Raw genomic sequence first — 23134 nt, forward strand, 5'->3', positions numbered from 1 at the left:
AACTCAACAAATATTTTTTGGCTGCCCTTTTATTTAAAATTATACTGTGTTATTATCGGCTCACGTTGCTTTGTGTAATCATTAAAATATTCATGCAGACAAATACCTAGAAAGGAGCCTGCCACATTTTTAATATTCGTAAAACCATTACCTTGTAATGCCATTACCGCATTATAGCTACGCTGACCTGAGCGACAATGGACGTAAACAGGAACATCTCGTGGGATTTCATCTAAACGCTCACGTAGCTCACTTAAAGGAATATTTTTAGCGCCCTTTATATGCCCTTGCGCAAACTCATTTATCTCACGCACATCTAGGAAGTAAGCCCCTTGTTCGACTAATAGACGCACATCTGAAACTTGTATTTGCTCATACTTGCCATAAAGTATATTCAGTCCAACAATTGCTCCTATATTAACAACATCTTTAGCTGTACTAAACATTGGTGAGTAGCTTAATTCTAGCTCCTTTAAGTCCTCTAATGTCCCCCCCATTGTAATAAGTGTTGCGATAACATCAATGCGCTTATCAGCATTCCCTTTACCAATTGCCTGTGCACCAACAATTTTTCCTGTTGGTACTTCAAATACCAACTTTAAATGCAGTGGGTTGCTACCTGGCATTAAGCCAACTTTATCTGGTGCAATGACATAAACACTATCCACCTGTAGCCCTGCCTGCTGTGCTGTACGCTTATTCAAACCTGTAGCTGCACATGCCAAATCGAAAATTTGGATACTAGCTGAGCCAATAACTCCTTTATTTAACTGCGTCATACCATATATATGGTTGGCTACAGCACGTGCCTGACGCTGTGCAGGTCCTGCTAATGCTAATCTTGTCGGCTTGTGCAAGAGCTGATGATACACTTCAATGGCATCTCCCACTGCATAAATGGCAGGGTCATTCGTTGCATAATGCGCATTTACTTTAATTCCTCCTAACTCTCCAAGTGCTAAGCCTGCCTCCGTAGCTAAAGCTGTTTCCGGTCGAACACCAATCGCTAGCACGACAACATCCACTGCTAGGCGCTTCCCTGAATTCAATGTAATATGCTGCTCCGCAATAGTAGCTAAGCCATCTCCAACAATAAGTTCAACACCTTTATCAGTCATTTCCTTATGCATAATTTGTGCCATATCTTCGTCAAATGGTGTCATAATTTGAGGAGCAAATTCAACAAGCGCTACATGATGCCCTGCCAAACGGAGATTTTCAGCAACCTCTACTCCAATAAAGCCACCACCAATTACTGCAATATTTTGTACAGTATTACTTGCTATATACCCCTGTAGGTTTTGGATATCAACCACGTTGCGCACAGTAAAGACATGCGGTAGCTCAACACCATTAATTTGTGGAATAATCGGCCTTGCTCCCGGTGACAATATTAAATAATCATAGCTTTCTTCGTATTCCTCACCCGTCTTCAAGTTTTTTACTGCAATCATTTTACGCTCCCGATGGATTGCCACTACCTCTTGATTTGTGCGTGCTTCAATATTATATTTTGTTTTAAAGCTATGCGGATTCATTAGTATCAGCTTTTCACTATTTTCCACAATCCCACTCAAATGAAACGGTAATGCGCAATTAGAAAATGATACATGCGGTCCTTTTTCAAACATAATAATTTGTGCCTGCTCATCCAATCGACGGATACGTGCAGCTGCTGAAGCCCCTCCAGCAACGCCTCCAACAATTAATATCTTTTTTGTCATATCATCTATCTCCTTTAAAATGTTCTTAAAAAGAATTTATACCCCCATAGGTATTTTGTCAAGTAGAAAAAAAGGCGTCTGACATGCCGTGCAGTTACCGGCATATCAGACGCTGTCGAGCGAGGCTTTTTAAAAGTTTACCCCATAGTTTACTTTGAAAATGAGTGAAACACAAGATTCAGCAAGACTTGCCCCTAAAAAGCAGCCTCATCTTACATAATAAAATAAAAAACCAAATTTCATTCGGAAAAATCAGATAAAACCTGTGTTCTTCAATTTTCAAACCATCTTCTCACTATTTTCTCCAAGCATACCCTTTAGTCCAAAGCCAACAACTGCACGGCTTTAGGCACGCCCCTCTATTCTTCTACAACGATATGATTCACAGAAACATTAAGCTGCTGCACGCGATTAACAATTTGACGCTCAATCTTATAATCTACCAATCCATCTACTAAAATAGGCAATGTATATTGGTCATTGAAAGTGAATATAATATGGTCTTCCCGCTCTCGACCATTCGTTTTTTTCGTTAAATCAAGCTGCACAATTTCATCCCACGCATACTGCTTTTTTCCCTTTAGCCAATGCGAGCTTTCAATAAATTCATTATCTATATAAATATAATTCTTCGTCCCACTAACAAATAAGAAAAGAAACGCAATGATAGTAAAAATACTTAAAGCAATTTTAAAGCCTTTCTTTTTTATAAAATACATGGCAACTAAGCTGGCTGCAACAGCTATAAACGCTGAACTATAGACTGCTAGACTTGATGGTAGTGGAAGAAAAACAATTTTATCTGCATGGTCATAAAAAATCATCCCAATTGTAAACGGCGTAAAAAGAACAATGATTGGTGCAATTAAAGCAACTACAATTGCAAATATAATATAAAGAGTCCTTCTCTCTCGGTCCATCATATGAAAATCCCACCCCTTTTTGTTATATAATCTATATACGTCCCTAAAGAACAAAAGTTTCAGAATATTAAAATAGATGGAAGAAAAGGAAAGAACATGAAGCATCAAAACGCCCATACAGAAATCGGCGAGTACAGGTGCAAAAATAAACGCTTCACCACATTGACACGAGGTCCCAAAATTTATTCTCCAAAAAACTGGGGCTGATTGGGAAAGTAATACTCTTCCAATCAGCCCCAATGTACTATTTAGTAGCTCGTAGCTCTACCGTCACAATCTCTGGTAAATTAAAAATACGATATGGAACAACGCTATTGCCTAATCCTCTGCTGACAACCATTGTCGTCTCCCCGTCCTCATACGTACCTGCTGTATATTTTGGTAAATAGCCCTGCCCTGGCGCTACTAACCCGCCGATAAATGGCAGACGAATTTGCCCACCATGTGCATGCCCTGTGAAAACAACATCAATCGCATTATTCACATATGTTTCAAAACGCTCTGGTCGATGTGATAATAGCAGTGTAAATGCATCGCTCGGTACATACTTGTATGCCATATCAAGCATTTCCTGTGTCGTATAACCCATTAATGGGTCCTCAATCCCGGCAATCACAATTTGTTCATCACCATTCTTTATCGTCAACGCCCTATTCGGTAACACATGCACTCCTAGTTCTATTAATACTTCATAAATTTCCTGCATCTTTCTCGTGGCTACCTCATGATTACCAAGCACATAATAGACATCTGCAATATCCACAAAGCCTCTTACAGCATCTAAACTATTTTCTAAATGATAACGATTGCTGTCTATTAAATCGCCTGTAATGAAAATGACATCTGGATTGGTAGCCCGCACTTTTTCAATCAGTCGCCTCTGTCCCTTGCCAAATATTGCATCATGCAAATCTGTCACCTGTGTAATACGATAGCCATCAAAGCTTGCTGGTACACGCTCGGATTCATACACATGCTCTGTTACCATAAGCCATTTATTATTTACTTGTAAAAAAACATACATCGCAACAATGAAGATAATTAATTTTACTAACTTTTTCAAACTGCACCGCTCAATTCATTATTAATAATATATATATTGAATCATACCACTATTATCAATAATATTTATATGTTTTGGCACATTCAAATGAATTATTTGTTGTCCCATTCCATAATTAGAGTATCCTTCATTGTCAAAACGCTCATAATAATGTTCAATTGTCCATATTTTCGGGATGACACGATGATAGATTATTTCCCTATTTATCTCGGAAATCAATAATGTATCCTTCTCAAAATGTATTTGTGGTGCTGATATATTATTCGTTACATCAATACCTGAAAAAATAAATGGAAATTCATAATAGCTTGCGTAAACATCATTTGATGTCTTATCATCCCTCCATGTGACGATTACATGTGTTCCTAAAAACTCCATATTTGACTTTAATGTCAGCTCTTCATTTGTCACTGTAAAAGTCAATTGTTCCTTCAAATAATCGGAATTTATTTCATCAAAGCGCTTTTCTTGTACAAGCTGATTAAGATATTCGATTTCATCAAGCTTTTCCTTTATTTCCTTATCGGACAATATCGCTTTTTGTGCATTTGGTAAATAGGGAAAGCTAACTGTCGCAATTAACCCGATAACTACATATATAACAAGTAGCTTATAAAATCTCTCGTTAAATGTCGCTTGAAAACGTGAAAGGAGTCGCCCTACAACGTAGATAGTACCAAATATTACAAGACATACAACAGGGACTAATACAAAAATTGCCATCATCCTCGGCGCACCTCCTGTCGACTATTAATTAACATCGCTAATGCATAAAGTACACTTGCTATTACAAAAGTATTCAATATAAGTACTCTATAGTTATCCCCCACGAGCCAACCAAACACATCTTCTAAAAAGTAGGGTGAATAATAAATAAACAATAATCCGCTAATAACCGTCAACACTTTCGATAGATTGAATAATGTGCTTATAAAATACCCGACTGCTGATGCACAAAGCAATGCAAAATAGAATACAAAAAATGTGGATATATTCGGAACAAGTGTCACACCCGCAATATTTGTATTTAGGAAAAGCACTTTCACAAACTGCACAATATTATTCGTCATTATTGCAGTGACAGTTGCAATAAATAGCACAATACAAATAAATAAAATCATTGAAATATTCGTTGCTAATCTCGTCGTCGGAACCGCCAAATTATCCTTCTGTATTCTTTCTGACGCAAATATAGCGCAAATTGTAAAAGCAGTCATCATCGAAATACCTAATAACCCATCTAAACTATAAAAGTATTCCTTAATCATCAAATTATTCATACCGCTGCCACTCATACCGCTATTACCTGCTACTACCGAAATAAACAGCTGAATTAGCACAAATATCATGACAACATTACTATATGTTTCTAGCCTCCATTTCACCTGCGCTCCGATATTTCTGATAAGTGACACATTACTGAAATACATCATCAATACCTCCTGTTGTGCTAGCTGTCATATACCTACACGCATCGCTTACTGAAACAGGCTGCACTTGAATAGTCGATTGACCATCGAAATACTTTCGCTCTATAACGACCTCTGCTAATAACCCCTCTTGCTTTACAAACAAGGCATGGTTTCGATAAGGTTCTAGCTGTTCTGGCTGCCCTACAAGTTGCACTGCGTATTGCTGCATTTTCTCTAGCTCTTCATGGAACACCACTTGCCCATTATGAATTAACAAGATTTCTTCAATTAAGTGCTCAATTTCCTTCAAATGATGACTTGAGATAATAATCGTCCGTGGATATGCAATATACTCTTTTAAAATTGCACGATACATATCTGCACGTACCGCCTCATCCATGCCATTCATTGGCTCATCAAGCAATGTGATGGCACAGCGTGTCGCCAGCCCATAAATCAAATTAAATGTAGAACGCTGCCCCTTCGATAAATTTTGGTGTGAGCTATTCAGATGAATACCTACATATTGCAATAGCTTCTCTGCAAGCTCTTGCTGCCAATTTAGATAAAAGCGCCTAGCAGTTTTTAAAATTTGTGCAATATTGTCGTTTTGAGCAAAGGTCATTCCCTCCTCAATAAAAATGGTATTCGTCGCTGCCGTTATACTGTTAAATGGATTGCTATTGTAAATACTCACTTTTCCTGCTGTCGGCTTTATATGACCCGCTAAAATATTGAGTAACGTAGATTTACCCGCACCATTACGTCCAATAAGTCCAATAATTTTATGCTCGTCAAGATGGCATGAAACACCCTTGAGCACCTCTTTACCTCGGTATTTTTTCACGATATTTTCGCATCGAATCAAGGCTACTCCCCCCTCTGCATTTTCTGGACTAGCGCTATTAACTCCATATCTGTCAAAGCCAGACGCCGCGCCTCATCCACCAATTCTCTCGCAAGTTGCTGCAACGTTTCACTACGTCGTTTCTGCAGAATCATTTCTTTCGCTTGCTCCGTTACAAACATACCTAATCCCCTCTTTTTATATATAATCTCTTCTTCTAATAAGAGTGTTAGTCCCTTTCCAGCAGTCGCTGGATTAATATTGAACAGCTCCGCTAACTGATATTGCGAATACACTTTACCATCCGCAACAAGGCGCTCTGCCAATATTTCATTTTGCAGCCATTCGGCAATCTGTACATAAATAGGTGTCATCCCATCCATATTCAACTTCAAATTAAAACACCCCCTAATTAGTACATTAGTGTTGTAATGTACTATAAATAATTTTCATATTTTTGTCAAGTGCTGACGAAACATCGAATAGCATATTTCTGCTACATCCTCAACCGCGCTTCGTCAATGTAGATAACTTTCTATTTCATCTTCAAAAACTCTGAATTATCCACAATGAAACGACTTAACATATAAATCTCTCATCTTTTCCACAAAGTTATCCTCAATTACATTAGTTATACACACAAAGAATAGGGAATCAGTAAAAAATTATCCACAATTCAGAAATTTCGACATTTTCCCTCGTTATTTCTATAAAGTAAGATTTTCCAAAAAGGCGAAAACACTTTTACATACTTCAATGATTAAACAAAAGTATATTTTTACTTCTTCAAAAAACGGGGGCGTCCAAAATGCCTGCAACTGTACAGCATTTTGGACGCCCCCGCTCATAACTATTCTTTTGGTTCACGTTCAATTGGCGTTTCTTCAGTATGTTCAGGTACATTTGCCTCATCGCCGAATAACACAGGCTTTAATAAATCCTCGCCCGAGCCTTCAGCAAGTGGTACACGCGAACGATATGCTGCACGACAAACAAGATGTCCTGCAACAGGCGCGGTAATAAACACGAAAATAATTCCTAAAATTAAACGGATACTTACATAGCCATCATGGCTCCAAAAATAGAGAAATGCACCGGAAAGACAGGCTAAGACTGACAAAGTGGCGCTTTTCGTTGCCGCATGTGAGCGTGTATATACATCTGGAAGTCGAATCATACCAAATGCGCTGACAACGCTAATAATTGCGCCGAAAAGAATCATCAACACCCCTAGCCACTCAACGATTTGATTTACGCTCAACGATAACACCCCTTTCAATATACTTAGAAAATGCTATCGTTCCGATAAATGCTAAAATACCTAAAATTAAAATTGCCTCTAAAAAGGCTTTTGTTGTCAATAAAATAGATACAATGGCAATAGAAGAAATCAAGTTAACACCTATTGTATCAAGCCCAATCGCACGGTCTGGCATAGAAGGTCCTACAATAACACGATAGAGGAGAAGCGCTATCGCAATCATAAATAAAACGAGCGAAACCAACAGGATTTTCTCAATCATTAACGTGTCACCTCCATAATTGCCTTCTCAAATTTCCCAATGGAGCGAAGTAACGTTTCCTTTGACTCTTCTATATCCATTGCATGAATGTAAAACATATCGCCTTCCTCCGTCACTTCCATCACTACAGAGCCTGGTGTCAATGTTAACAGTAGTGCTAATACTGTAATTTCCCAATCTCCTCGAAGCACTGTACGATATGTAATAATACCAGGTGTAATTTTTAATTGTGGCGTCATTACTTGCTGAATAACGGCAAAGCTCGACAAAGTAAGCTCGCGGATAAAAAGCATAATAAGTTTAAAAACTTTAAACACACGACGTAAATAAAACTGTGTGCCAAAAAAGCGATGCATCGCATATAAGATAAAAATGCCGACTAAGAAACCAGCTACAAATGTTGGAAAGCCCGCATTAGGATCGTCCTTCAATAAAAACCATAGTGCTGCGATAAATAAATTTAAAATAAATTGACCGAACATAGTACGCCCTCCTTCTACTTAGCTCCAAGAATTGCTTCAATATAAATAGCTGGATTAGCTAAAGTTCGCGCTGCATCCTCTACATATAGCGCAATTCCCTCTGCACCTAAGCCAAGTGCGACTATACAAAGCGCAAGCAACACAAATGATGCTGTCGCCCCTTTTGGAATAGGCTTTTTGTCCTCTTCACTGATAGACGTTTCTCCAAAAAATGCCGCTAGGAAAATACGAAGTAAAGAGTATAATACGATAATGCTCGAGCCGAATCCGATTGCTAATAAAACGTAAAAACCGCCTTCTATTGCCTGCTGACCAATTAACACCTTGCCGATAAAACCGCTTAAAGGGGGGATACCAGCCAATGCACACATGACAACAAAATAAATCCAGCCAAATAAAGGATAATGACGAATTAAACCGTTCATATTTTTCACAACAATCTCACCCGTTAAATACACCATCGTTCCAACAATTAAAAACAGCAAAGCCTTTGCCAGCATATCGTGAATCAAATAATAAATTGCTCCTGCAAAAGCTTGTTCTGTGCCAATTGCTAAGCCGATTAAAATAAAGCCCACACCGATAATTACATTATAGGAGGCAATTGTGCGTACATCGCGACCAGATAATGCACCTAAACAGCCAAGCACAATTGTAATTCCTGCCATTACGCCGATTAGCGTATGTGTAACAGTCGTATTCAATGCAAACATTAACGTAAATGTACGGAACAAGGCATAAATCCCAACTTTTGTTAAAAGAGCTGCAAATAAAGCTTGTACAGCAGTTGGCGGCACACTGTAAGAGCCCGGGAGCCAGAAAAATAGTAGCAATCCTGCTTTCAGACTAAAGACAATTAAAAATAAAATAGCAACCGTCGTTAATACAGGGTCTTGCCCTACTTCAGCAACACGCACTGCAATATGTGCCATGTTTAATGTTTTTAATGTGCCGTATAAAAACGCAAGTGCCACTAAAAATAGCCATGAGGCAACAACATTAATAAGGACATATTTTAATGATTCTCTTAGCTGGAATTTTTCTCCACCAAGTGCAACAAGTACATACGAGGCCAATAGCATGACTTCGAAGCAGACGAACAAATTGAAAATATCACCTGTTAAAAATGAACCATTAACTCCTGCAATTAAAAACAACACAAACGGATAGAAAAACATTCGCTCATGACGCTCTCCAATTGTAGAAAAGGCATAAATTAAACAAATTGCTGTAACAATATTCGCTGTCAGTACGAGGAGTATTGAAAATGAATCTGCCACAAATAAAATGCCAAACGGAGGTAACCACCCACTAAAGTCAATCTTCATAATGCCATTTGTCTGTACTTCAAGAAGTAAAATAAACGCAATGATGCTCACCGCAACAACCGTCACCAAGCTAACAATTCGCTGTAGGCGAATATTATGACGTAGGAAAACAAGTAAAATCGCTGTGATGATTGGAATAATAAGCGGTAATACAATAATATTACTCATCCGATGATCCCCCTAGCTTGCTGAAATCATCTGTTCCATTCGTACTATACATACGGTAGGCGAGTACTAAGACAAACGCTGTGACTGCAAGGCTAATAACAATTGCTGTTAAAATAAGTGCCTGGGGAAGTGCATCTGTATACGGTCCGTCCGACTGGCTTAAAAGTGGGACATCCCCCTTTTTCAAGCCACCAACTGTTAAAATAAGTAGATGTGCTGCATGAGATAACACAGCAGTACCTAAAATAACACGAATTACTGTGCGTGAGAGGATTAAATAGGTTGCTACTGCAACTAGAATTCCTACTAATATAATTATTAAAGACTCCATACTATTCATCCTCACTTATACTTAAAATAATTGTCACAAGTGTGCCGATAACTGTCAAAGCTACACCTGCTTCAAAAATCATTACCGTTGATAAATGTGTCTCTCCTAACAGAGGAAGCTGAAAATAGCGATCAGCCTGCGTTAAAAACGGCACATTGAAAAAAATAGACGTAATCGCAGTGCCTGTTGCTAAAAGCACGCCAAATGCCGCTACTTTTTTAAAGTCAAATGGCATTCCTTTATGAACCGTTTCAATATCGTATGTTAAATACAATAAAACGATAGCAGAACCAAGTACAAGACCGCCAATAAAGCCACCGCCGGGCGAGTTATGCCCTGCAAAGAAGAGATACATACCGAGCGTTAAAATAATAAAGACGACTGCCCTTACGACTGTGCGTAAAATGACATCATTAATTTTCAATATCCGTCTCTCCCTTCTTTGCTTTTAGCTTAATAAGCGAATATATACCTAAACCGGCAATAAATAATACAACGACCTCTAGCATCGTATCAAATGCACGAAAATCGCCTAAAATCGTATTGACGATATTTTTCCCACCCGCTAAATTATATGATTCCTCAAAGTAAGTAGAGATTGGAGCGAATTTCTCATAATGTAAAACCGTTAATCCAACAAGCGTTACTGTCGCTCCAACTAATATTGAAATGGTCGCCTTTGAAAATTTCACCGCACGCGACACATTTTCCTTCTTTAAATCAGGTAAGAATTTAAAACATAACAAGAATAGCGCCGTCGTTACTGACTCTACGACAAGCTGCGTCAACGCTAAATCTGGCGCTCGAAACACAACGAAGAAAAAGGCAACAGAATAGCCTAGCACGCCGTTTAATAAAACTGATGTAATCCGCCCTTTTGTGAACAATAATGCTACAGCGGCAAAGACCATAATGAATAGCAAAATAAACTCATAGTACTCGACTGCTGAATCATTTGCTGGACTCCAAACAAATGCATCGCTCAGTACAAAGTAGCCTGCCACAATCGCAACAAATATTACATAAATATAAATGAAATAATATGTTAAGTTACCATTCATATATAAACGAGTAAACCAGCCTGATTTCGACTCACTAAAGCCGATAATGCGCTCATAATAGGCATTTAATGTGTACTTTTGAGAGAATAGCTGATACACTGCACGCCATTTTGGCAATGAACGGTATAGTAAAATACCAACGATGATAACACCGATTGTCATAAATAGCTCTGTGCCTATATGCAATGCTTTAATTGGCACTGTCAATTCCTCCACTGGGAAGGTTGGATAAATACTTTGCATCGCAGGACCTAAAATATTGCGACCTAAAATATTCGGGAAGAAGAAAATACCGATAACAAAAGCAATTAGTATAAATGGCGATATTAACATGCCAATTGGTGCTTCATGAGGTGGCTTTTCTAAACGATCTGGCTGAAGTTTGCCAAAAAACGTTCGCCCGACGATAATTACACAGTAAACGAAAGTAAATACGCTCGCTAGCCATGCGATAACAGGAAAGACGAAACCGAAGTTTTCAATAGAGAAGATATTTAATGTTAAAATATCCACAGTCGCTTTAAAAAACATCTCTTTACTTAAAAATCCATTAAATGGTGGTAAGCCAGCCATCGACATGCTTCCAATAATGGCAATCGTAAAGGTGAATGGCATTAATGCCATAAGTCCGCCTAATCGACGGATATCCCGCGTCCCTACTTCATGGTCAACAATTCCGACCATCATAAAGAGCGCCCCTTTAAAGGTTGAATGATTAATTAAATGGAAAAGCGCAGCAAATGTTGCCTGCGTATAAAGTAGTGACTCTTGGCTGTAACCGAGCGCGTGCCCAGCAGAGCCTAGGCCAAACAATGACATAATCAGACCAAGCTGACTAACTGTAGAATAGGCTAGAAGTGCCTTTAAATCGTATTGACGTACCGCATTAAACGAACCCCAAAACAACGTAACAATCCCGACTCCAGCCACCGTCCAAAACCATACTTCATGCCCACCAAATACGGGGGACATACGAGCCACTAAATAAATGCCAGCCTTAACCATCGTAGCTGAATGCAAGTAGGCACTAACTGGTGTTGGTGCTTCCATTGCATCTGGTAACCAAATATGGAATGGAAATTGTGCGGATTTTGTAAATGCACCTAAAAGGACTAAAATCATTGCCGGGATAAAGAGTGTATGCTCCTGAATCGTCCCTACATTTGCGATTAACTCACGTATGCTAAATGTCCCTGTAATTGTATATAAAGTTAAAAAACCTGCAAGCATTGCGACGCCACCTGTGACAGTAATCGTCATTGCTTTGCGTGCGCCAGCACGGGATGCCTTACGATGATGCCAAAACGCGATAAGTAAAAATGAGGATACGCTTGTTAGCTCCCAAAATGCATAAAGCACCATTAAGTGGTCTGAAAAAACAACGCCTAGCATAGCACCCATGAAAAGTAATAAGTAGCAATAAAAGTGGTGAAGTGATTCCTTCGTTGATAAATAAAAAATCGAGTACAAAATGACTAAGCTACCAACTCCGGTAATAAGCAAACCAAAAATTATGCTTAGCCCGTCCAAGTAGGTTGTAAAGCTTATGTTAAAAGAGGGGATCCACTCATAAGTTTTTGTAAATGTTTGTCCATTTGCTATACGAGGGATATATGTAGTTAATATACTAAATAAAACAACTGGCACAGCTAATACAAGCCAACCAATATGTACTTTCTTAAAGCGCCTATATATAAACGGAATAGCAGCCGCCATTATAAACGGTAAAAGTATTGCAAGTTCAACAATCATACGCCAAAACCTCCTAAATTCAGACTCGTGCACTTTTTATAATGATTCAGCAAAAAACTTCCGCTTCTATGGGCTATGAAATGAATGCTTTATTTACTTTAATTCAGCGTGTATACACTCGCTGAAAAAGAGGAACTCAGTCTAAGAACATCGCATACTAAGATAGCGACTGAGTGACCAACATCATGTTGGCCCAAACCCTGACGGATATAACAGATTTTGAAAAGAGGCCTGTGTGATGCGGGTCGGTTAACCGCAGTCGTAGAACGTAACCGTTTTAGGTTTACTTCCACTAAACAGCTCATGAAAATCTGGATTAACTACGCCAAGACGCAATTGATAACAGCTTTAAAACCTTTAGCTAAAACATTGCTAAAAACAAGTTTTTTTATTCATTATTCTTTACATAATTATTTTACAGCAATTTGTTGCCAATTCACTTGACTAACGCTACAACTCATAGCATAATAGTGTGTCATAAAGAGCACAATCTATTTTAGTCAAATTAATTTTTTATATACAGTGCCCTGAGCAAATCAAAAAAACATCATATAAGAAAAGTATACACTAGAATATGGCGAAATGCACTGTAAGGGCTTCGATTTTAGCTCATTTACACTTGATTTTTCAAAGTTTGATTACGTGGGTGCCGTGTTTACAAATATAATAAAGAGGTGCAAAATCATCATGAAGCATGTTAAAAGCAGAATGGACGAAAGTATTTTAGTTTGTGTATATTACGGACTTAATGGCGAACGTCTAATCCGTCGAGGACATAAGCTCGCGACATTACTTGACTGTCCTCTATATGTTTTAACAGTAGATGCCAAACCACTCGATGCATTCGACGCTGAAAAGTCAGGTTACATTGAGCATTGGCAGCAACTGACAAGTGAGTTAGAGGTGGAAGATTTTATTATCCGTGATAACGAAAAGCTACCAATTCATAAAGTAATTACAGAAGTAGCAATGCAATATAATATTACACAAATTATTGTAGGGCAAAGCGCTCAAAGCCGTTGGGAAGAAATTACGAAAGGCTCGTTCTTAAACGTTTTACTGCGTGAAATTCCTTTTGTTGATTTCCATATCGTAGCGGTAAAGCGCCCAACAGAGGATGAATCATTAGATATTTATGAAAAAGGCATACGCGCTTATTTAATTCATGAAAATGAAGAGTATAAAGTAGCCTTCACCTGCCCCAAATTTGCTCATCTTGAAGGCATCTTTTTCAAGGAAATTGGCACAGATTTCGACAATGGTATTTTTAAATTTACGTATGAGCGTAAAATGCATGAATTGGATATCGTAGAGGGAGTAGTAACAGACCCTCATATTATTCCAACACAATGCAAGCCATCACTAACTCGTTAAACAAAAATAAAGCGTCCAAAAAGCCGTTTGATTGTCGGCATTTGAACGCTTTTGTTGATGTTTCATCTCAAAAAAATAGAGAAAGCTTTCTTTGAAAAAGAGAGAAACACTGATTTCAGCGATATTTCTCCTTAGTAAAAAAGCGCTGTTATAAAAATCGGACAGCCCAATAGACTTTCTCTTATGCTTCAGCATTTGCTGCTTTATCCTTTGGTAGCAGAAACGCCACTAATAGTAATACAGATAAGCAGGAGACGCCTATAATTGTCGGTGTAATTCCGTATAAATCAATTAGCTTACCTGTAGCAATAGCGCCAATTGCTCCCATTCCAAACGAAAGCCCTACTGTTAAGCCCGCCATCGTTCCAATTTTACTTGGCACAAGCTCCTGCGCATAAACAACCGTCACTGAGAAACTAATCATAATTAATGTACCGATAATGATGAGTAGTACGGGTACAAGCCATAAAGGCACATACGGCAATATTAAGCAAAATGGCATTGGTACTACTACAGATAAAAGAATGACATTTTTACGCCCAATACGGTCTGATAAAGGACCTCCCAAAAATGTACCTACGACACCGCAAGCCATGAAAATAAAAATAAAAATTTGCCCTACTGTAATTGTCAATCCATACGTTTCCGCTAAGTAAAATACATAAAAGCTCGTAATATTTGTCGTATAAAAAGAACGAGCAAAAATAATAATAAATAACAATAATAAAGCGATACTCACTTGCTTTTTAGTCAACGGTGGCAACGATGAAATAAGCTGGCGTTTTACCTTTGACAACTTTTCTGCCTCTAGCTGTGCCTTATACCACTTGGCAATTTTTGTTAACATCACAATACCAATTGCCGATAAGGCTAAAACAATAGAGGCTCCCTTCATACCGAATGGTAAAAGGATGAAGGCACTAATAAGAGGTGCTAATGCCTGTCCCGAATTGCCTCCTACTTGATAAATCGACTGTGCTAAGCCGCGCTTCGTTCCAGCGGCCATATAAGAGACACGCGAACCTTCAGGATGAAAGACCGCTGAGCCAAGCCCTAAAAACAACACGGCAATTAAAATCATCCAATAGCTACTTGCGACAATTAGCATAGCCACACCGATAAACGAGCTAACCATTCCTATTGGCAAGGCAAATGGCATCGGTTTTTTATCTGTAATAAAGCCAACGACAGGCTGCAAAACAGAAGCAAACATATTTAACACAAAGGATATTAATCCTAATTGTGTAAAGGTTAATCCTAAATTATCCACTAAAAGTGGGAACATCGCAGGTACAACAGACTGCATTGTATCGTTAATTAAATGACAAATGCCAATAGCGACCATCATCGCGTAAATTGGCTGATTATATTTAGTGGTTGTATTCATAATTCATATTCACGCTTTCTATGCTGTATAGCATATGTACTTTTCGCCCATGCTAATGTAGTAAGGAGTGATACACATGGACATCGGCGAGATTAATTTTTGGGAAATGCTATTTCGTACAACGGTTACTTTTATTGCCCTGCTTATTTTAGCTAGAATTATTGGTAAAAAACAATTAAGTCAATTAACATTTTTCCACTATACAACCGGCATCACCTTTGGCTCAATTGCTGGTGAATTATCCTCTCAAAAAGAGACACCTTTTTGGGATGGTATGATCTCCTTAATTTGGTGGTCTATTTTAACTATTTTACTAAGTGCCATCGCATTAAAATCGACAAAGATACGCGTGCTCGTTGATGATAAACCAACAATCGTTATTCACAACGGCGTTATTTTAGAGGAAAACTTAAAGAAAGCAAGACTCCATTTAGATGAGCTGACAATGCTATTGCGTGAGCAAAGTATTTTTTCAGTCAATGAGGTTGCCTACGCTGTTTTTGAAACAAACGGTGAGCTAAGCGTTATGAAAAAGCCATCCTTTGCTGGGGCGACAAAAAAGGATACACAGGCAAATTTAACACCACCTCTGTGCATGCCAACAGAAGTAATTTCCAATGGACATATCATCTATGAAAACTTGCAGCAGCTCAATTTGACAGAAGAATGGCTATTGAAAAAATTGCGCAATAAAAAAGTAGAAGCTGTTGAGCATGTTCTTTTTGCACAAGTGTTAGAAGACCACTCGCTCTTTGTCAGCACAAGAGCTAATCAACCTTCATAATATCAATTGGCGTCACCATCCCAATCAATTTTTGCTGCGGGCGACCATGCTCTGTAATTAACAATGCCTCATAGCGTTGCCCGCGCTCTACTCCTTCCTTAAAAATTTCCTCTGCCTCGTAAATTGTCATCATTTTGCTAATAAATTTATAATTTTTAAGTTTTTTTTCATGTAACAAAATATCTTGTAGTGTAACGCGATTCGACCAATTTCTTTGCCCCATTGAAATGGCAAGCCAGTTCGTTATCCCGACCGTCGTAATTAATCCTTGAAACTTTTGTCCCGAATATACGGGAAATTGCGTATATTTATGCTTACGAATAATTTTTAACATATATGTAAGTGAATCTGTTGTTTGAAATACCGTTACGCGCTTTCGAAATAGTTGCCCAACAAGCTTTGGCTTCGCTAGTGCCGAATCAATTGCCTCAATAGCTTCAACAATTTGGATGTGCGGCTCTGCAATAATAAATTCAATCGCTGTCCGATGATGCACAATAGCATTACGTAAATCAGCATAGGCCCGTAAATCATCCTCATATTTTTGCACAAGCGGGTTTTTCCTACGCGCACGGTCAAGCAGTCGATAAAACGGCATAAACTCTTTTACATCCACTATTTCACGCAATGTATGGTCAATTCTATTAAAAGCTGTTATAAAGCGATCAGAGTTTGTAGACATTTAGTCCCTCCTTCCTAGACACTATTAAGTTATATTATAGTCTTAATTTTCGGATTTTGAAATATTGTGCCTAAAGATGAAAAGAAACGTCCGAAAAGTGTGCTTGGGCACTGCTTTTCGGACGTTTTAATGGAGTTTTAATTAATTACGCCTCGGCGTAATTGCGTTCAGATTTCTCAAGCTGTTTGGTGGAAGTTTATCTAAAACTGTGACATTCGCCGGAGATTTAACTTCTTTCAGTGCAACTATCGCTAGTGGGAAACTTCTGTACCTGTCACTACGGTTTTGTATAAAAAGTTAAACGGTTGTAAACAGTGAGTCTAACAATTCCCCCTAAAATAAGTAAAAACCAAATTTTTGTTTTATCGAAGATGAATTAGGCTTTTTGGGTAGTCCCACTCTAGCTTTTTTATCATTTATACAGTTTTTCCAATGCCTCACGCATATTTGGGCGAATATTCGCCGATTGTCGCACTTCTTTTACCATTTGCTCAGCACTTTTCAAATCATTGGCTAGTCCTAGCTCTAACAGGACTGCTGTTGCCATCACGCTCGCCCTGCCATTGCCGCTACCACAATGGATAAAAATGTTTTTCCCTGACTCATACGCTTCCTTAATACTTGTTGCTCCAGCTTCAATACTATCAGCTAAATGCTGCTCTACTATTGCTGCATGGACAATTGGGCATGCAGGTACTTCTGCATCTTGCACCGAATTCACACGGACATCATAGACTATATCAATATTTTCATTGTCAACTACCTCTTGTGCATCCGCCGCGCCTCCTAAATAAATTCTTCCTTTTACTAATTCATCGTAGCCCATCTTTTCCCCTCCTATTAATTGCGTCCCACCCACTCTAGTCCAAATTTTTTCGAGCTGGCAAGTGAATCTCTTCAAAGTCTGTGACATTCACCGAAGGCTTTAATTTCTTTCAGCAGCTCTAGCTTCTGTATAAACATTCGCTAAAAGCTATGTGTGCCTGTCGCCTTGCTTTCGGTACAAAATAATTTGCTTCTGCGGTTACTTGTCGCAGTAAACATTACTGAAAGACGTTACAGTAAATCTTTAATCTCCTCATATTGTGGCAATGCTGTTAAAGCACCTGGCTTTGTTGCCGCTAATGCACCTAATTTATTGCCAAAAGCAACACATGCTGTGATTTCCTCTACTGTTGTTGGTAAACCATTATAATGCACATAGCGCAATACACCTGCCATAAACGCATCACCAGCACCTGTTGTGTCAACGGCTATAATTTTTTCAGCAGGCACATGAATCGTCTCGCCATTTAATATTGCATAAGAACCTTCTGCTCCAACGGTAATCAAAATAATTGGTACAAGCAATGCATCAAGTGCTGCAATTCCTTCCTCAATCGTATCCGTTTGCGTTAAGAAAAATAGCTCCTCATCTGTTAGCTTTAAAATATCTGCATCCTCAAAAAAATTAGTAACTATTTCGCGACAAATCGCCTCGCTTTGCAAACGTAGTGGTCTAATATTAGCATCAATTGCAATAATTGCCCCGTGCTCCTTCGCTAGCTCAACCGCCGCTATCGTCGTTGCCAATGCTGTTGGATGAAACATCGTACCCGAGCATACATTAAAAATCGATGCGCGCTTAAATGCCTCTAGCTGAAGCTGCTCCTCCATCACCTGTAAATCTGGTGTCTCATCAATATACTCTTTAAAAATTCGCTCGCCGCCCTCTGTTAAATGTACATAGACACCACTTACACGCTTCTCTGGTGCATAAACAGCGTAATCAAGATTAACCCCCTCATTGGTAATTTCATTACGAACAAATACAGATGTTTCATCATCACCTGTAATCGTAATTAAAGCTGATGGTGCACCAATACGGCTTATACCCGCTGCGACATTAATCGTTGCACCACCTAAATATTTTGTAAATGTTGTATTTGTTATATCGTCTGCGATGTAATCAACAAACGCATCTCCATAAATAAGAATAAAGTCTTTATTTGACTGGCTCATTTTGACCTTCTAACCTCCGAAATTATGCTTTCTTTAGATTACCACGAAATTAAGGCTTCAATCAATTACACCTCAGCGTAATTGCATCCAGATTTTTTCGAGTTCAGAGAAAGTCTTTTTTATAAAGTAAAACTTATCTCCGCAGAGACTTTGACAGGCTGTTAGTACGAAATCAATCGAAATTACAGCCTTTCCTTAATAATTTTGCTATACTACTATAAGACGTCCTGTCGACTTGAGCTATCAAAAGGCTAGGGTACGTTAACAACAAAGAAATTTTTATAAAAGGTTATTACTTTAACAGAACACAACTGAATCGTCTAAAAATCGTGTCTCCTACGATTTTCAGACGCATTTCAAAGAAAGAAGCGATAGATAATGGACATTTATATTCAACAAGCGCAACCTACAGATGCGGAACAAATCGCACCACTTATTTACGATGCAATTGGTGATATCGCACATCGCTTAACAGGAGAAGCAGAGGAGCAGGCTGTATTAGCAGCATTAGCAGCACTAATTAAACGATCAGACAATCGCCATAGCTATTTATACACATATATCGCCAAACAAGCTGACTCACTTCTTGGCATTGCGGTACTCTATGATGGTCTCACTGCACAAACACTTGATGCGAACCTATCCGCCTGGCTGAAAACGAAAAATGCCCCTGCAATCATTGATGCTGAAGCACATGATGATGAGTTCTATATTGATACAGTATGCGTAACACCAAATTCACGCGGCTTAGGAATTGGCACAAAGCTCCTGCATTTCGCGGAAGAGCAGGCGCTCGAAAAAGGCTATAAAAAGCTTTCTTTAAATGTAGAGCTAGAAAAAGAGCAAGCACGTGCTTTATATGAACGACTTGGCTTCGTAATTACAGAACGCTGGACAATTATCGATGAGCCATTTCACCATATGGTAAAATCACTTTCATCATGAAAAAACTCATTTTCCCTTTATTGGTTGTTATCGCATCAAGTAGCTATGGTATTTTATCGACAATTGTAAAGGTTGCAATGCAGTATGGCTTTACAACAGCGGAGGCTATCACGAGCCAATATGTCGTTGGTTTTTTCCTTGCCCTTCTACTGTTTGTCGTGACCCAGCGCACTTTGCCAAGAGTTAATAAATCAGGTGCAATGATTTTATTACTTGCTGGCTCATTAACAGCTACTACGGGTATTGTATATGGACATTCCTTAAATTATTTACCAGCTTCGCTAGCTGTCGTGCTACTATTCCAATTTACATGGATTGGTCTCTTTATTGATTGCGCCTTGCATAAGCGTTTCCCAAGCCGAGCAGAAGGAATTTCGCTTATTTTTCTAATCGGTGGAACCATTTTTGCGGCAGGTATTGTCGATGTAGACTTATCCGCTATCGCTTGGCAAGGATGGGCACTAGGCTTATTAGCTGCATTAAGCTTCGCTTTATTTATTCAAATAAACTCTAGACAGGTTGAAGGTGTTACAATGATTTCTCGTACCTTCCTCGTATCGCTCGTAGCACTAATTGTTATTAGCGTTGCACTAACACCTGAAATTGTATGGAATGGTCAATTATTCGGTGCAGGTCTTTGGAAATTTGGTTTGGCTCTTGGATTATTCGGCATCATTCTACCAATTTTATTATTCTCCATTGCTGTGCCAAAAGTAGGTGGTAGCCTTGCCTCTATTTTAAGCGCGATGGAGCTACCTGTAGCCATTTTGGCATCTATGATTGTGCTTAAAGAAGCACTATCCATACTCCAATTTGTCGGCATCGCTCTCGTGTTAATCGGAATGATTTTACCTTCATATTTATCGATGAAGAAAGATGAAAAAAAAGCTACCCAGAAGGTGGGATGAAACACTGACCCTTCTAGCAGCTTTTTTTATTCTTCGCTTGGTAACTCATAATCATAGCGTTCGCCAAATGTCTTTTTCAAAAACTGGTGTGCCTCCAACTTCGTCTCAACTGTAATTGCTGAATAAACCTTCGCTAACGCAGCCGTAATTATTAAAACATCATCCGTTAAACCTACGAGTGGCAAAATATCTGCAATGATATCAAAAGGTAAAATAAAATAACCCAATGCACCTAAAATAATTAATTTATTAGCCTTTGACATATCGGGGCTTTTAACGGCAAAAAACAATGTACTTGCTGCATGCAATGTTGACATTCCTAATTTTAACCCTGATGCCTTTACCTTCGTTAAAAACTTATCATTAGAGAAATGCTTGTCCTTATTTGCAATCACTTTTTCCATATCCATTCCTCCTTACATAATAAAAGAAAGTACTACAAAGCCCCTGCAAGATTGTAGCCCAAATGTAGTACTTGCCTATATGTACGGATATTCTTAAAAAAAGTTTCAACACTATTGTCTTTTCACCCGATAAAAAATATAGGAAGGGGTGATTAGCGTGTACAAAATTGAAGAGCTTTCATCTATTTTTAGTGCGATTCCAAGCACTCATCAGCCTCTCATATTAGCATTGCAACAAGCTGCCGCACACATTAATGATTATCCAGCACGCTCTTTACAGCATTCTCGTGAAGCGTTAGGTATTATTATAAAAGACATGTATGAGAAAAAAATGCTGCAATCAGTTGCACATGTTGCGCTACGCACTTTATTAAAAAATAAAACATTCATAGCAAAAGTTCAGCCAAGTCGCATTTATTTATTAATGAATCTTGTCCAGCAAATGACGACCACACAGATAAATTCGCAGAACGATACAAAAGCAGCACAAATTGTCCTCGACTATCTAATGGATATATGTGAATGGTATTTAAGCGAACTTCAGGAAGGTGAGGAATTATCCTCTTCAGCTCTCATTCTTAAGCAAGTTAATGAGCTAGATACTGAAAGCTTTGAAGCAATGACTCAATGGTTTTTAGTAGCGGCTACTGCGGGAGATGCTAGTGCTCAATATAATTTAGGCGTTCTTTATAATCATGGAAAAGGCGTAGCTCAAAATTACGAGGAGGCTGTAAAGTGGTACTCCCTAGCTGCTACGCAAAATAATACGGATGCGCAATACGCATTGGGCGTACTATATGAATTGGGTCTTGGTGCTCCACAAAACTACCAACGCGCTGCCGAGCTTTACAAACTTGCCGCTCAAGATGGCAATGCAGACGCTCAATACAATTTAGGCTCACTTTACAATCATGGAAAGGGCGTGGCACAAAACTACACAGAGGCTGCCAAATGGTATCAGCTTGCAGCAGATCAAGGCAACACAAGTGCACTCAATAACTTGGGCTTCTTGTACCACAACGGAACAGGTGTAGAGCAAAATTTTAAGCAAGCAATTAAGCTCTTTTCCAAAGCTGCTCAAGCAGGTGATGCTAGTGCCCAATACAATTTAGGCTATATGTACAGCAAAGGGCGTGGTATTGCTACTAACTTTAAAGAAGCTGCGAAATGGTTTTTAAATGCTGCTCTGCAAAACCACACGAACGCACAGTTTCAACTTGCATTGCTATACCGTGCAGGAGATGGAGTCGAAAAAAATATTGATGAGGCTCTCAAATGGCTCTTACTCGCTGCCAACGCTAATCATACAAATGCGCAATACACGCTCGGTCTTATGTATAAGCTCCAAAACACCAAGACATCCACAAAGAAAGCCATTGATTGGCTCTCGAAAGCTGCTGCGAATGAGCATATTAGCGCTTGCTATGATTTAGCAATGCTTTATAAAAAAATGGATAATGACAACCCGCTTTTTATGAAATGGTTAAAGCGCGCAGCAGTTCATGGCAATGCAGATGCCCAATTTGAAGTAGCAATTTACTATATGCAGAATCAAAATTACCAGGAGGTTATTAAATGGCTTCAATCCGCTGCCGAACAACATCATCTACAAGCTGAATACGAGCTAGGCTTACTGTATGAGCAAGGTCTTGGTGTCGAGAAAAATTATGATGAAGCCCGCCACTGCTATCGTCTCGCTGCTGAACGTGGGCATATGCTAGCACAGTATAAGCTTGGCAATATTTTCGATAAAGGGCTAGGTGTCGACATCGATTACACTGAAGCTGCGAAATGGATTTTACTTTCAGCTTCTAAAGGTTATTCAAAAGCACAATTTCAGCTTGCACAAATGTATGCAAACGGCGAGGGAGTATCACATGATTATGCAGAGGCAGCGAAATGGTACAGACGAGCTGCCACTAACGGGCATGTAAAGGCACAATTTCAACTAGGCATGCTTTATAAAAAAGGACTTGGCGTCGCACAGAATTATACTGAAGCCACCTACTGGCTTAAAAAATCAATCCAATAACTA

Annotated in this window: 24 protein-coding genes; 5 read left to right on the forward strand and 19 right to left on the reverse strand. The window is 38.8% G+C overall.

All coding sequences use genetic code 11. The annotated features are described in order from the left end of the window. Nucleotides 1–29: 29 nt before the first annotated feature. The 14 genes from MHH70_RS10370 to MHH70_RS10435 form a co-directional block, all read right to left on the reverse strand. Complete coding sequence (locus MHH70_RS10370) at nt 30–1724, reverse strand: FAD-dependent oxidoreductase (protein WP_342471454.1); 1695 nt, start codon at nt 1722–1724, stop codon at nt 30–32. A 359-nt stretch (nt 1725–2083) separates the two neighbouring features. Further along, nucleotides 2084–2647 (reverse strand): hypothetical protein, encoded by a 564-nt coding sequence (locus tag MHH70_RS10375; RefSeq protein ID WP_342471455.1) that lies wholly within the window; start codon nt 2645–2647, stop codon nt 2084–2086. Nucleotides 2648–2891: 244 nt separating this feature from the next. Further along, nucleotides 2892–3710 carry a metallophosphoesterase gene (locus tag MHH70_RS10380; protein ID WP_066170684.1) on the reverse strand — a complete coding sequence of 273 codons (819 nt, stop codon included), beginning with the start codon at nt 3708–3710 and terminating at the stop codon, nt 2892–2894. Nucleotides 3711–3731: 21 nt separating this feature from the next. Then, on the reverse strand, nt 3732–4436 hold the full coding sequence (locus MHH70_RS10385) for a hypothetical protein (protein WP_342471456.1): 705 nt from the start codon (nt 4434–4436) through the stop codon (nt 3732–3734). Continuing rightward, the gene (locus tag MHH70_RS10390; RefSeq protein WP_342471457.1) at nt 4433–5143 is read right to left on the reverse strand and encodes a hypothetical protein; all 711 of its coding nucleotides are present in this window, start codon (nt 5141–5143) and stop codon (nt 4433–4435) included. Before MHH70_RS10390 ends, MHH70_RS10385 begins: the two co-directional genes overlap by 4 nt. After that, nucleotides 5127–5990, reverse strand: coding sequence for an ABC transporter ATP-binding protein (locus MHH70_RS10395; protein WP_342471458.1), 864 nt, complete (start codon nt 5988–5990; stop codon nt 5127–5129). The genes MHH70_RS10390 and MHH70_RS10395 overlap by 17 nt, the downstream gene beginning before the upstream one ends. Before the next feature lie 2 nt (nt 5991–5992). Next, on the reverse strand, nt 5993–6364 hold the full coding sequence (locus MHH70_RS10400) for a GntR family transcriptional regulator (RefSeq protein WP_201261875.1): 372 nt from the start codon (nt 6362–6364) through the stop codon (nt 5993–5995). A 455-nt stretch (nt 6365–6819) separates the two neighbouring features. Continuing rightward, entirely contained in the window at nt 6820–7230 is a 411-nt protein-coding gene (locus tag MHH70_RS10405) for a Na+/H+ antiporter subunit G (RefSeq protein ID WP_066170695.1), read from the reverse strand. Next, nucleotides 7208–7492, reverse strand: a complete 285-nt coding sequence (locus MHH70_RS10410; RefSeq protein ID WP_066170698.1) for a Na(+)/H(+) antiporter subunit F1 — start codon at nt 7490–7492, stop codon at nt 7208–7210. The genes MHH70_RS10405 and MHH70_RS10410 overlap by 23 nt, the downstream gene beginning before the upstream one ends. After that, nucleotides 7492–7974 (reverse strand): Na+/H+ antiporter subunit E, encoded by a 483-nt coding sequence (locus MHH70_RS10415; RefSeq protein ID WP_066170702.1) that lies wholly within the window; start codon nt 7972–7974, stop codon nt 7492–7494. Before MHH70_RS10415 ends, MHH70_RS10410 begins: the two co-directional genes overlap by 1 nt. A gap of 14 nt (nt 7975–7988) precedes the next feature. Further along, nucleotides 7989–9470: a Na+/H+ antiporter subunit D gene (locus MHH70_RS10420; RefSeq protein WP_342471459.1), complete on the reverse strand. Its 1482-nt coding sequence runs from the start codon at nt 9468–9470 to the stop codon at nt 7989–7991. Then, complete coding sequence (locus tag MHH70_RS10425) at nt 9463–9801, reverse strand: Na(+)/H(+) antiporter subunit C (RefSeq protein WP_066170709.1); 339 nt, start codon at nt 9799–9801, stop codon at nt 9463–9465. Before MHH70_RS10425 ends, MHH70_RS10420 begins: the two co-directional genes overlap by 8 nt. Before the next feature lies 1 nt (nt 9802). Continuing rightward, nucleotides 9803–10225: a Na(+)/H(+) antiporter subunit B gene (locus MHH70_RS10430; protein ID WP_066170712.1), complete on the reverse strand. Its 423-nt coding sequence runs from the start codon at nt 10223–10225 to the stop codon at nt 9803–9805. After that, nucleotides 10215–12614: a Na+/H+ antiporter subunit A gene (locus MHH70_RS10435; RefSeq protein WP_342471460.1), complete on the reverse strand. Its 2400-nt coding sequence runs from the start codon at nt 12612–12614 to the stop codon at nt 10215–10217. Before MHH70_RS10435 ends, MHH70_RS10430 begins: the two co-directional genes overlap by 11 nt. A gap of 687 nt (nt 12615–13301) precedes the next feature. On the opposite strand from MHH70_RS10435, the gene MHH70_RS10440 reads away from it, so the two are divergent. Continuing rightward, nucleotides 13302–13988, forward strand: a complete 687-nt coding sequence (locus MHH70_RS10440; protein WP_066170718.1) for a histidine kinase — start codon at nt 13302–13304, stop codon at nt 13986–13988. Nucleotides 13989–14169: 181 nt separating this feature from the next. On the opposite strand, the gene MHH70_RS10445 is transcribed toward MHH70_RS10440, so the two are convergent. Further along, nucleotides 14170–15375 carry an MFS transporter gene (locus tag MHH70_RS10445; RefSeq protein ID WP_342471461.1) on the reverse strand — a complete coding sequence of 402 codons (1206 nt, stop codon included), beginning with the start codon at nt 15373–15375 and terminating at the stop codon, nt 14170–14172. Nucleotides 15376–15451: 76 nt separating this feature from the next. Between MHH70_RS10445 and MHH70_RS10450 the strand changes: the two genes are divergently transcribed. Further along, complete coding sequence (locus tag MHH70_RS10450; RefSeq protein WP_342471462.1) at nt 15452–16159, forward strand: DUF421 domain-containing protein; 708 nt, start codon at nt 15452–15454, stop codon at nt 16157–16159. Here the strand turns inward: MHH70_RS10450 and MHH70_RS10455 are convergent. The 3 genes from MHH70_RS10455 to MHH70_RS10465 all read right to left on the reverse strand — a co-directional run bounded on the left by MHH70_RS10455 (nt 16143) and on the right by MHH70_RS10465 (nt 18842). Then, complete coding sequence (locus MHH70_RS10455) at nt 16143–16841, reverse strand: CBS domain-containing protein (protein ID WP_107941752.1); 699 nt, start codon at nt 16839–16841, stop codon at nt 16143–16145. The genes MHH70_RS10450 and MHH70_RS10455 overlap by 17 nt on opposite strands. 412 nt (nt 16842–17253) lie before the next feature. Next, entirely contained in the window at nt 17254–17667 is a 414-nt protein-coding gene (locus tag MHH70_RS10460; protein WP_342471463.1) for a dual specificity protein phosphatase family protein, read from the reverse strand. A 230-nt stretch (nt 17668–17897) separates the two neighbouring features. Next, nucleotides 17898–18842: a carbohydrate kinase gene (locus tag MHH70_RS10465; protein ID WP_342471464.1), complete on the reverse strand. Its 945-nt coding sequence runs from the start codon at nt 18840–18842 to the stop codon at nt 17898–17900. Between the two features lie 378 nt (nt 18843–19220). Between MHH70_RS10465 and MHH70_RS10470 the strand changes: the two genes are divergently transcribed. Together MHH70_RS10470 and MHH70_RS10475 are read left to right on the forward strand one after the other, a co-directional pair. Continuing rightward, nucleotides 19221–19787, forward strand: a complete 567-nt coding sequence (locus tag MHH70_RS10470) for a GNAT family N-acetyltransferase (RefSeq protein WP_342471465.1) — start codon at nt 19221–19223, stop codon at nt 19785–19787. Beyond that, nucleotides 19781–20695 carry a DMT family transporter gene (locus MHH70_RS10475; protein WP_342473193.1) on the forward strand — a complete coding sequence of 305 codons (915 nt, stop codon included), beginning with the start codon at nt 19781–19783 and terminating at the stop codon, nt 20693–20695. The genes MHH70_RS10470 and MHH70_RS10475 overlap by 7 nt, the downstream gene beginning before the upstream one ends. A gap of 26 nt (nt 20696–20721) precedes the next feature. Here the strand turns inward: MHH70_RS10475 and MHH70_RS10480 are convergent, their stop codons facing one another. Next, nucleotides 20722–21099, reverse strand: a complete 378-nt coding sequence (locus tag MHH70_RS10480) for a DUF1232 domain-containing protein (RefSeq protein ID WP_235615983.1) — start codon at nt 21097–21099, stop codon at nt 20722–20724. A 157-nt stretch (nt 21100–21256) separates the two neighbouring features. On the opposite strand from MHH70_RS10480, the gene MHH70_RS10485 reads away from it, so the two are divergent. Further along, nucleotides 21257–23131: a tetratricopeptide repeat protein gene (locus MHH70_RS10485; RefSeq protein WP_342471466.1), complete on the forward strand. Its 1875-nt coding sequence runs from the start codon at nt 21257–21259 to the stop codon at nt 23129–23131. Nucleotides 23132–23134: the final 3 nt, after the last annotated feature.

Origin of the sequence: Metasolibacillus sp. FSL H7-0170, assembly GCF_038593115.1 — a bacterium.
GTDB classification, from domain to species: Bacteria; Bacillota; Bacilli; order Bacillales_A; family Planococcaceae; genus Metasolibacillus; species Metasolibacillus fluoroglycofenilyticus.

Coding starts and splice junctions, on each gene's coding strand:
- MHH70_RS10370 (WP_342471454.1), bottom strand. CDS start 1,724: ATGACAAAAAAGATATTAATTGTTGGAGGCGTTGCTGGAGGGGCTTCA.
- MHH70_RS10375 (WP_342471455.1), bottom strand. CDS start 2,647: ATGATGGACCGAGAGAGAAGGACTCTTTATATTATATTTGCAATTGTA.
- MHH70_RS10385 (WP_342471456.1), bottom strand. CDS start 4,436: ATGATGGCAATTTTTGTATTAGTCCCTGTTGTATGTCTTGTAATATTT.
- MHH70_RS10390 (WP_342471457.1), bottom strand. CDS start 5,143: ATGATGTATTTCAGTAATGTGTCACTTATCAGAAATATCGGAGCGCAG.
- MHH70_RS10410 (WP_066170698.1), bottom strand. CDS start 7,492: ATGATTGAGAAAATCCTGTTGGTTTCGCTCGTTTTATTTATGATTGCG.
- MHH70_RS10415 (WP_066170702.1), bottom strand. CDS start 7,974: ATGTTCGGTCAATTTATTTTAAATTTATTTATCGCAGCACTATGGTTT.
- MHH70_RS10420 (WP_342471459.1), bottom strand. CDS start 9,470: ATGAGTAATATTATTGTATTACCGCTTATTATTCCAATCATCACAGCG.
- MHH70_RS10425 (WP_066170709.1), bottom strand. CDS start 9,801: ATGGAGTCTTTAATAATTATATTAGTAGGAATTCTAGTTGCAGTAGCA.
- MHH70_RS10435 (WP_342471460.1), bottom strand. CDS start 12,614: ATGATTGTTGAACTTGCAATACTTTTACCGTTTATAATGGCGGCTGCT.
- MHH70_RS10440 (WP_066170718.1), top strand. CDS start 13,302: ATGAAGCATGTTAAAAGCAGAATGGACGAAAGTATTTTAGTTTGTGTA.
- MHH70_RS10445 (WP_342471461.1), bottom strand. CDS start 15,375: ATGAATACAACCACTAAATATAATCAGCCAATTTACGCGATGATGGTC.
- MHH70_RS10450 (WP_342471462.1), top strand. CDS start 15,452: ATGGACATCGGCGAGATTAATTTTTGGGAAATGCTATTTCGTACAACG.
- MHH70_RS10455 (WP_107941752.1), bottom strand. CDS start 16,841: ATGTCTACAAACTCTGATCGCTTTATAACAGCTTTTAATAGAATTGAC.
- MHH70_RS10460 (WP_342471463.1), bottom strand. CDS start 17,667: ATGGGCTACGATGAATTAGTAAAAGGAAGAATTTATTTAGGAGGCGCG.
- MHH70_RS10465 (WP_342471464.1), bottom strand. CDS start 18,842: ATGAGCCAGTCAAATAAAGACTTTATTCTTATTTATGGAGATGCGTTT.
- MHH70_RS10470 (WP_342471465.1), top strand. CDS start 19,221: ATGGACATTTATATTCAACAAGCGCAACCTACAGATGCGGAACAAATC.
- MHH70_RS10480 (WP_235615983.1), bottom strand. CDS start 21,099: ATGGAAAAAGTGATTGCAAATAAGGACAAGCATTTCTCTAATGATAAG.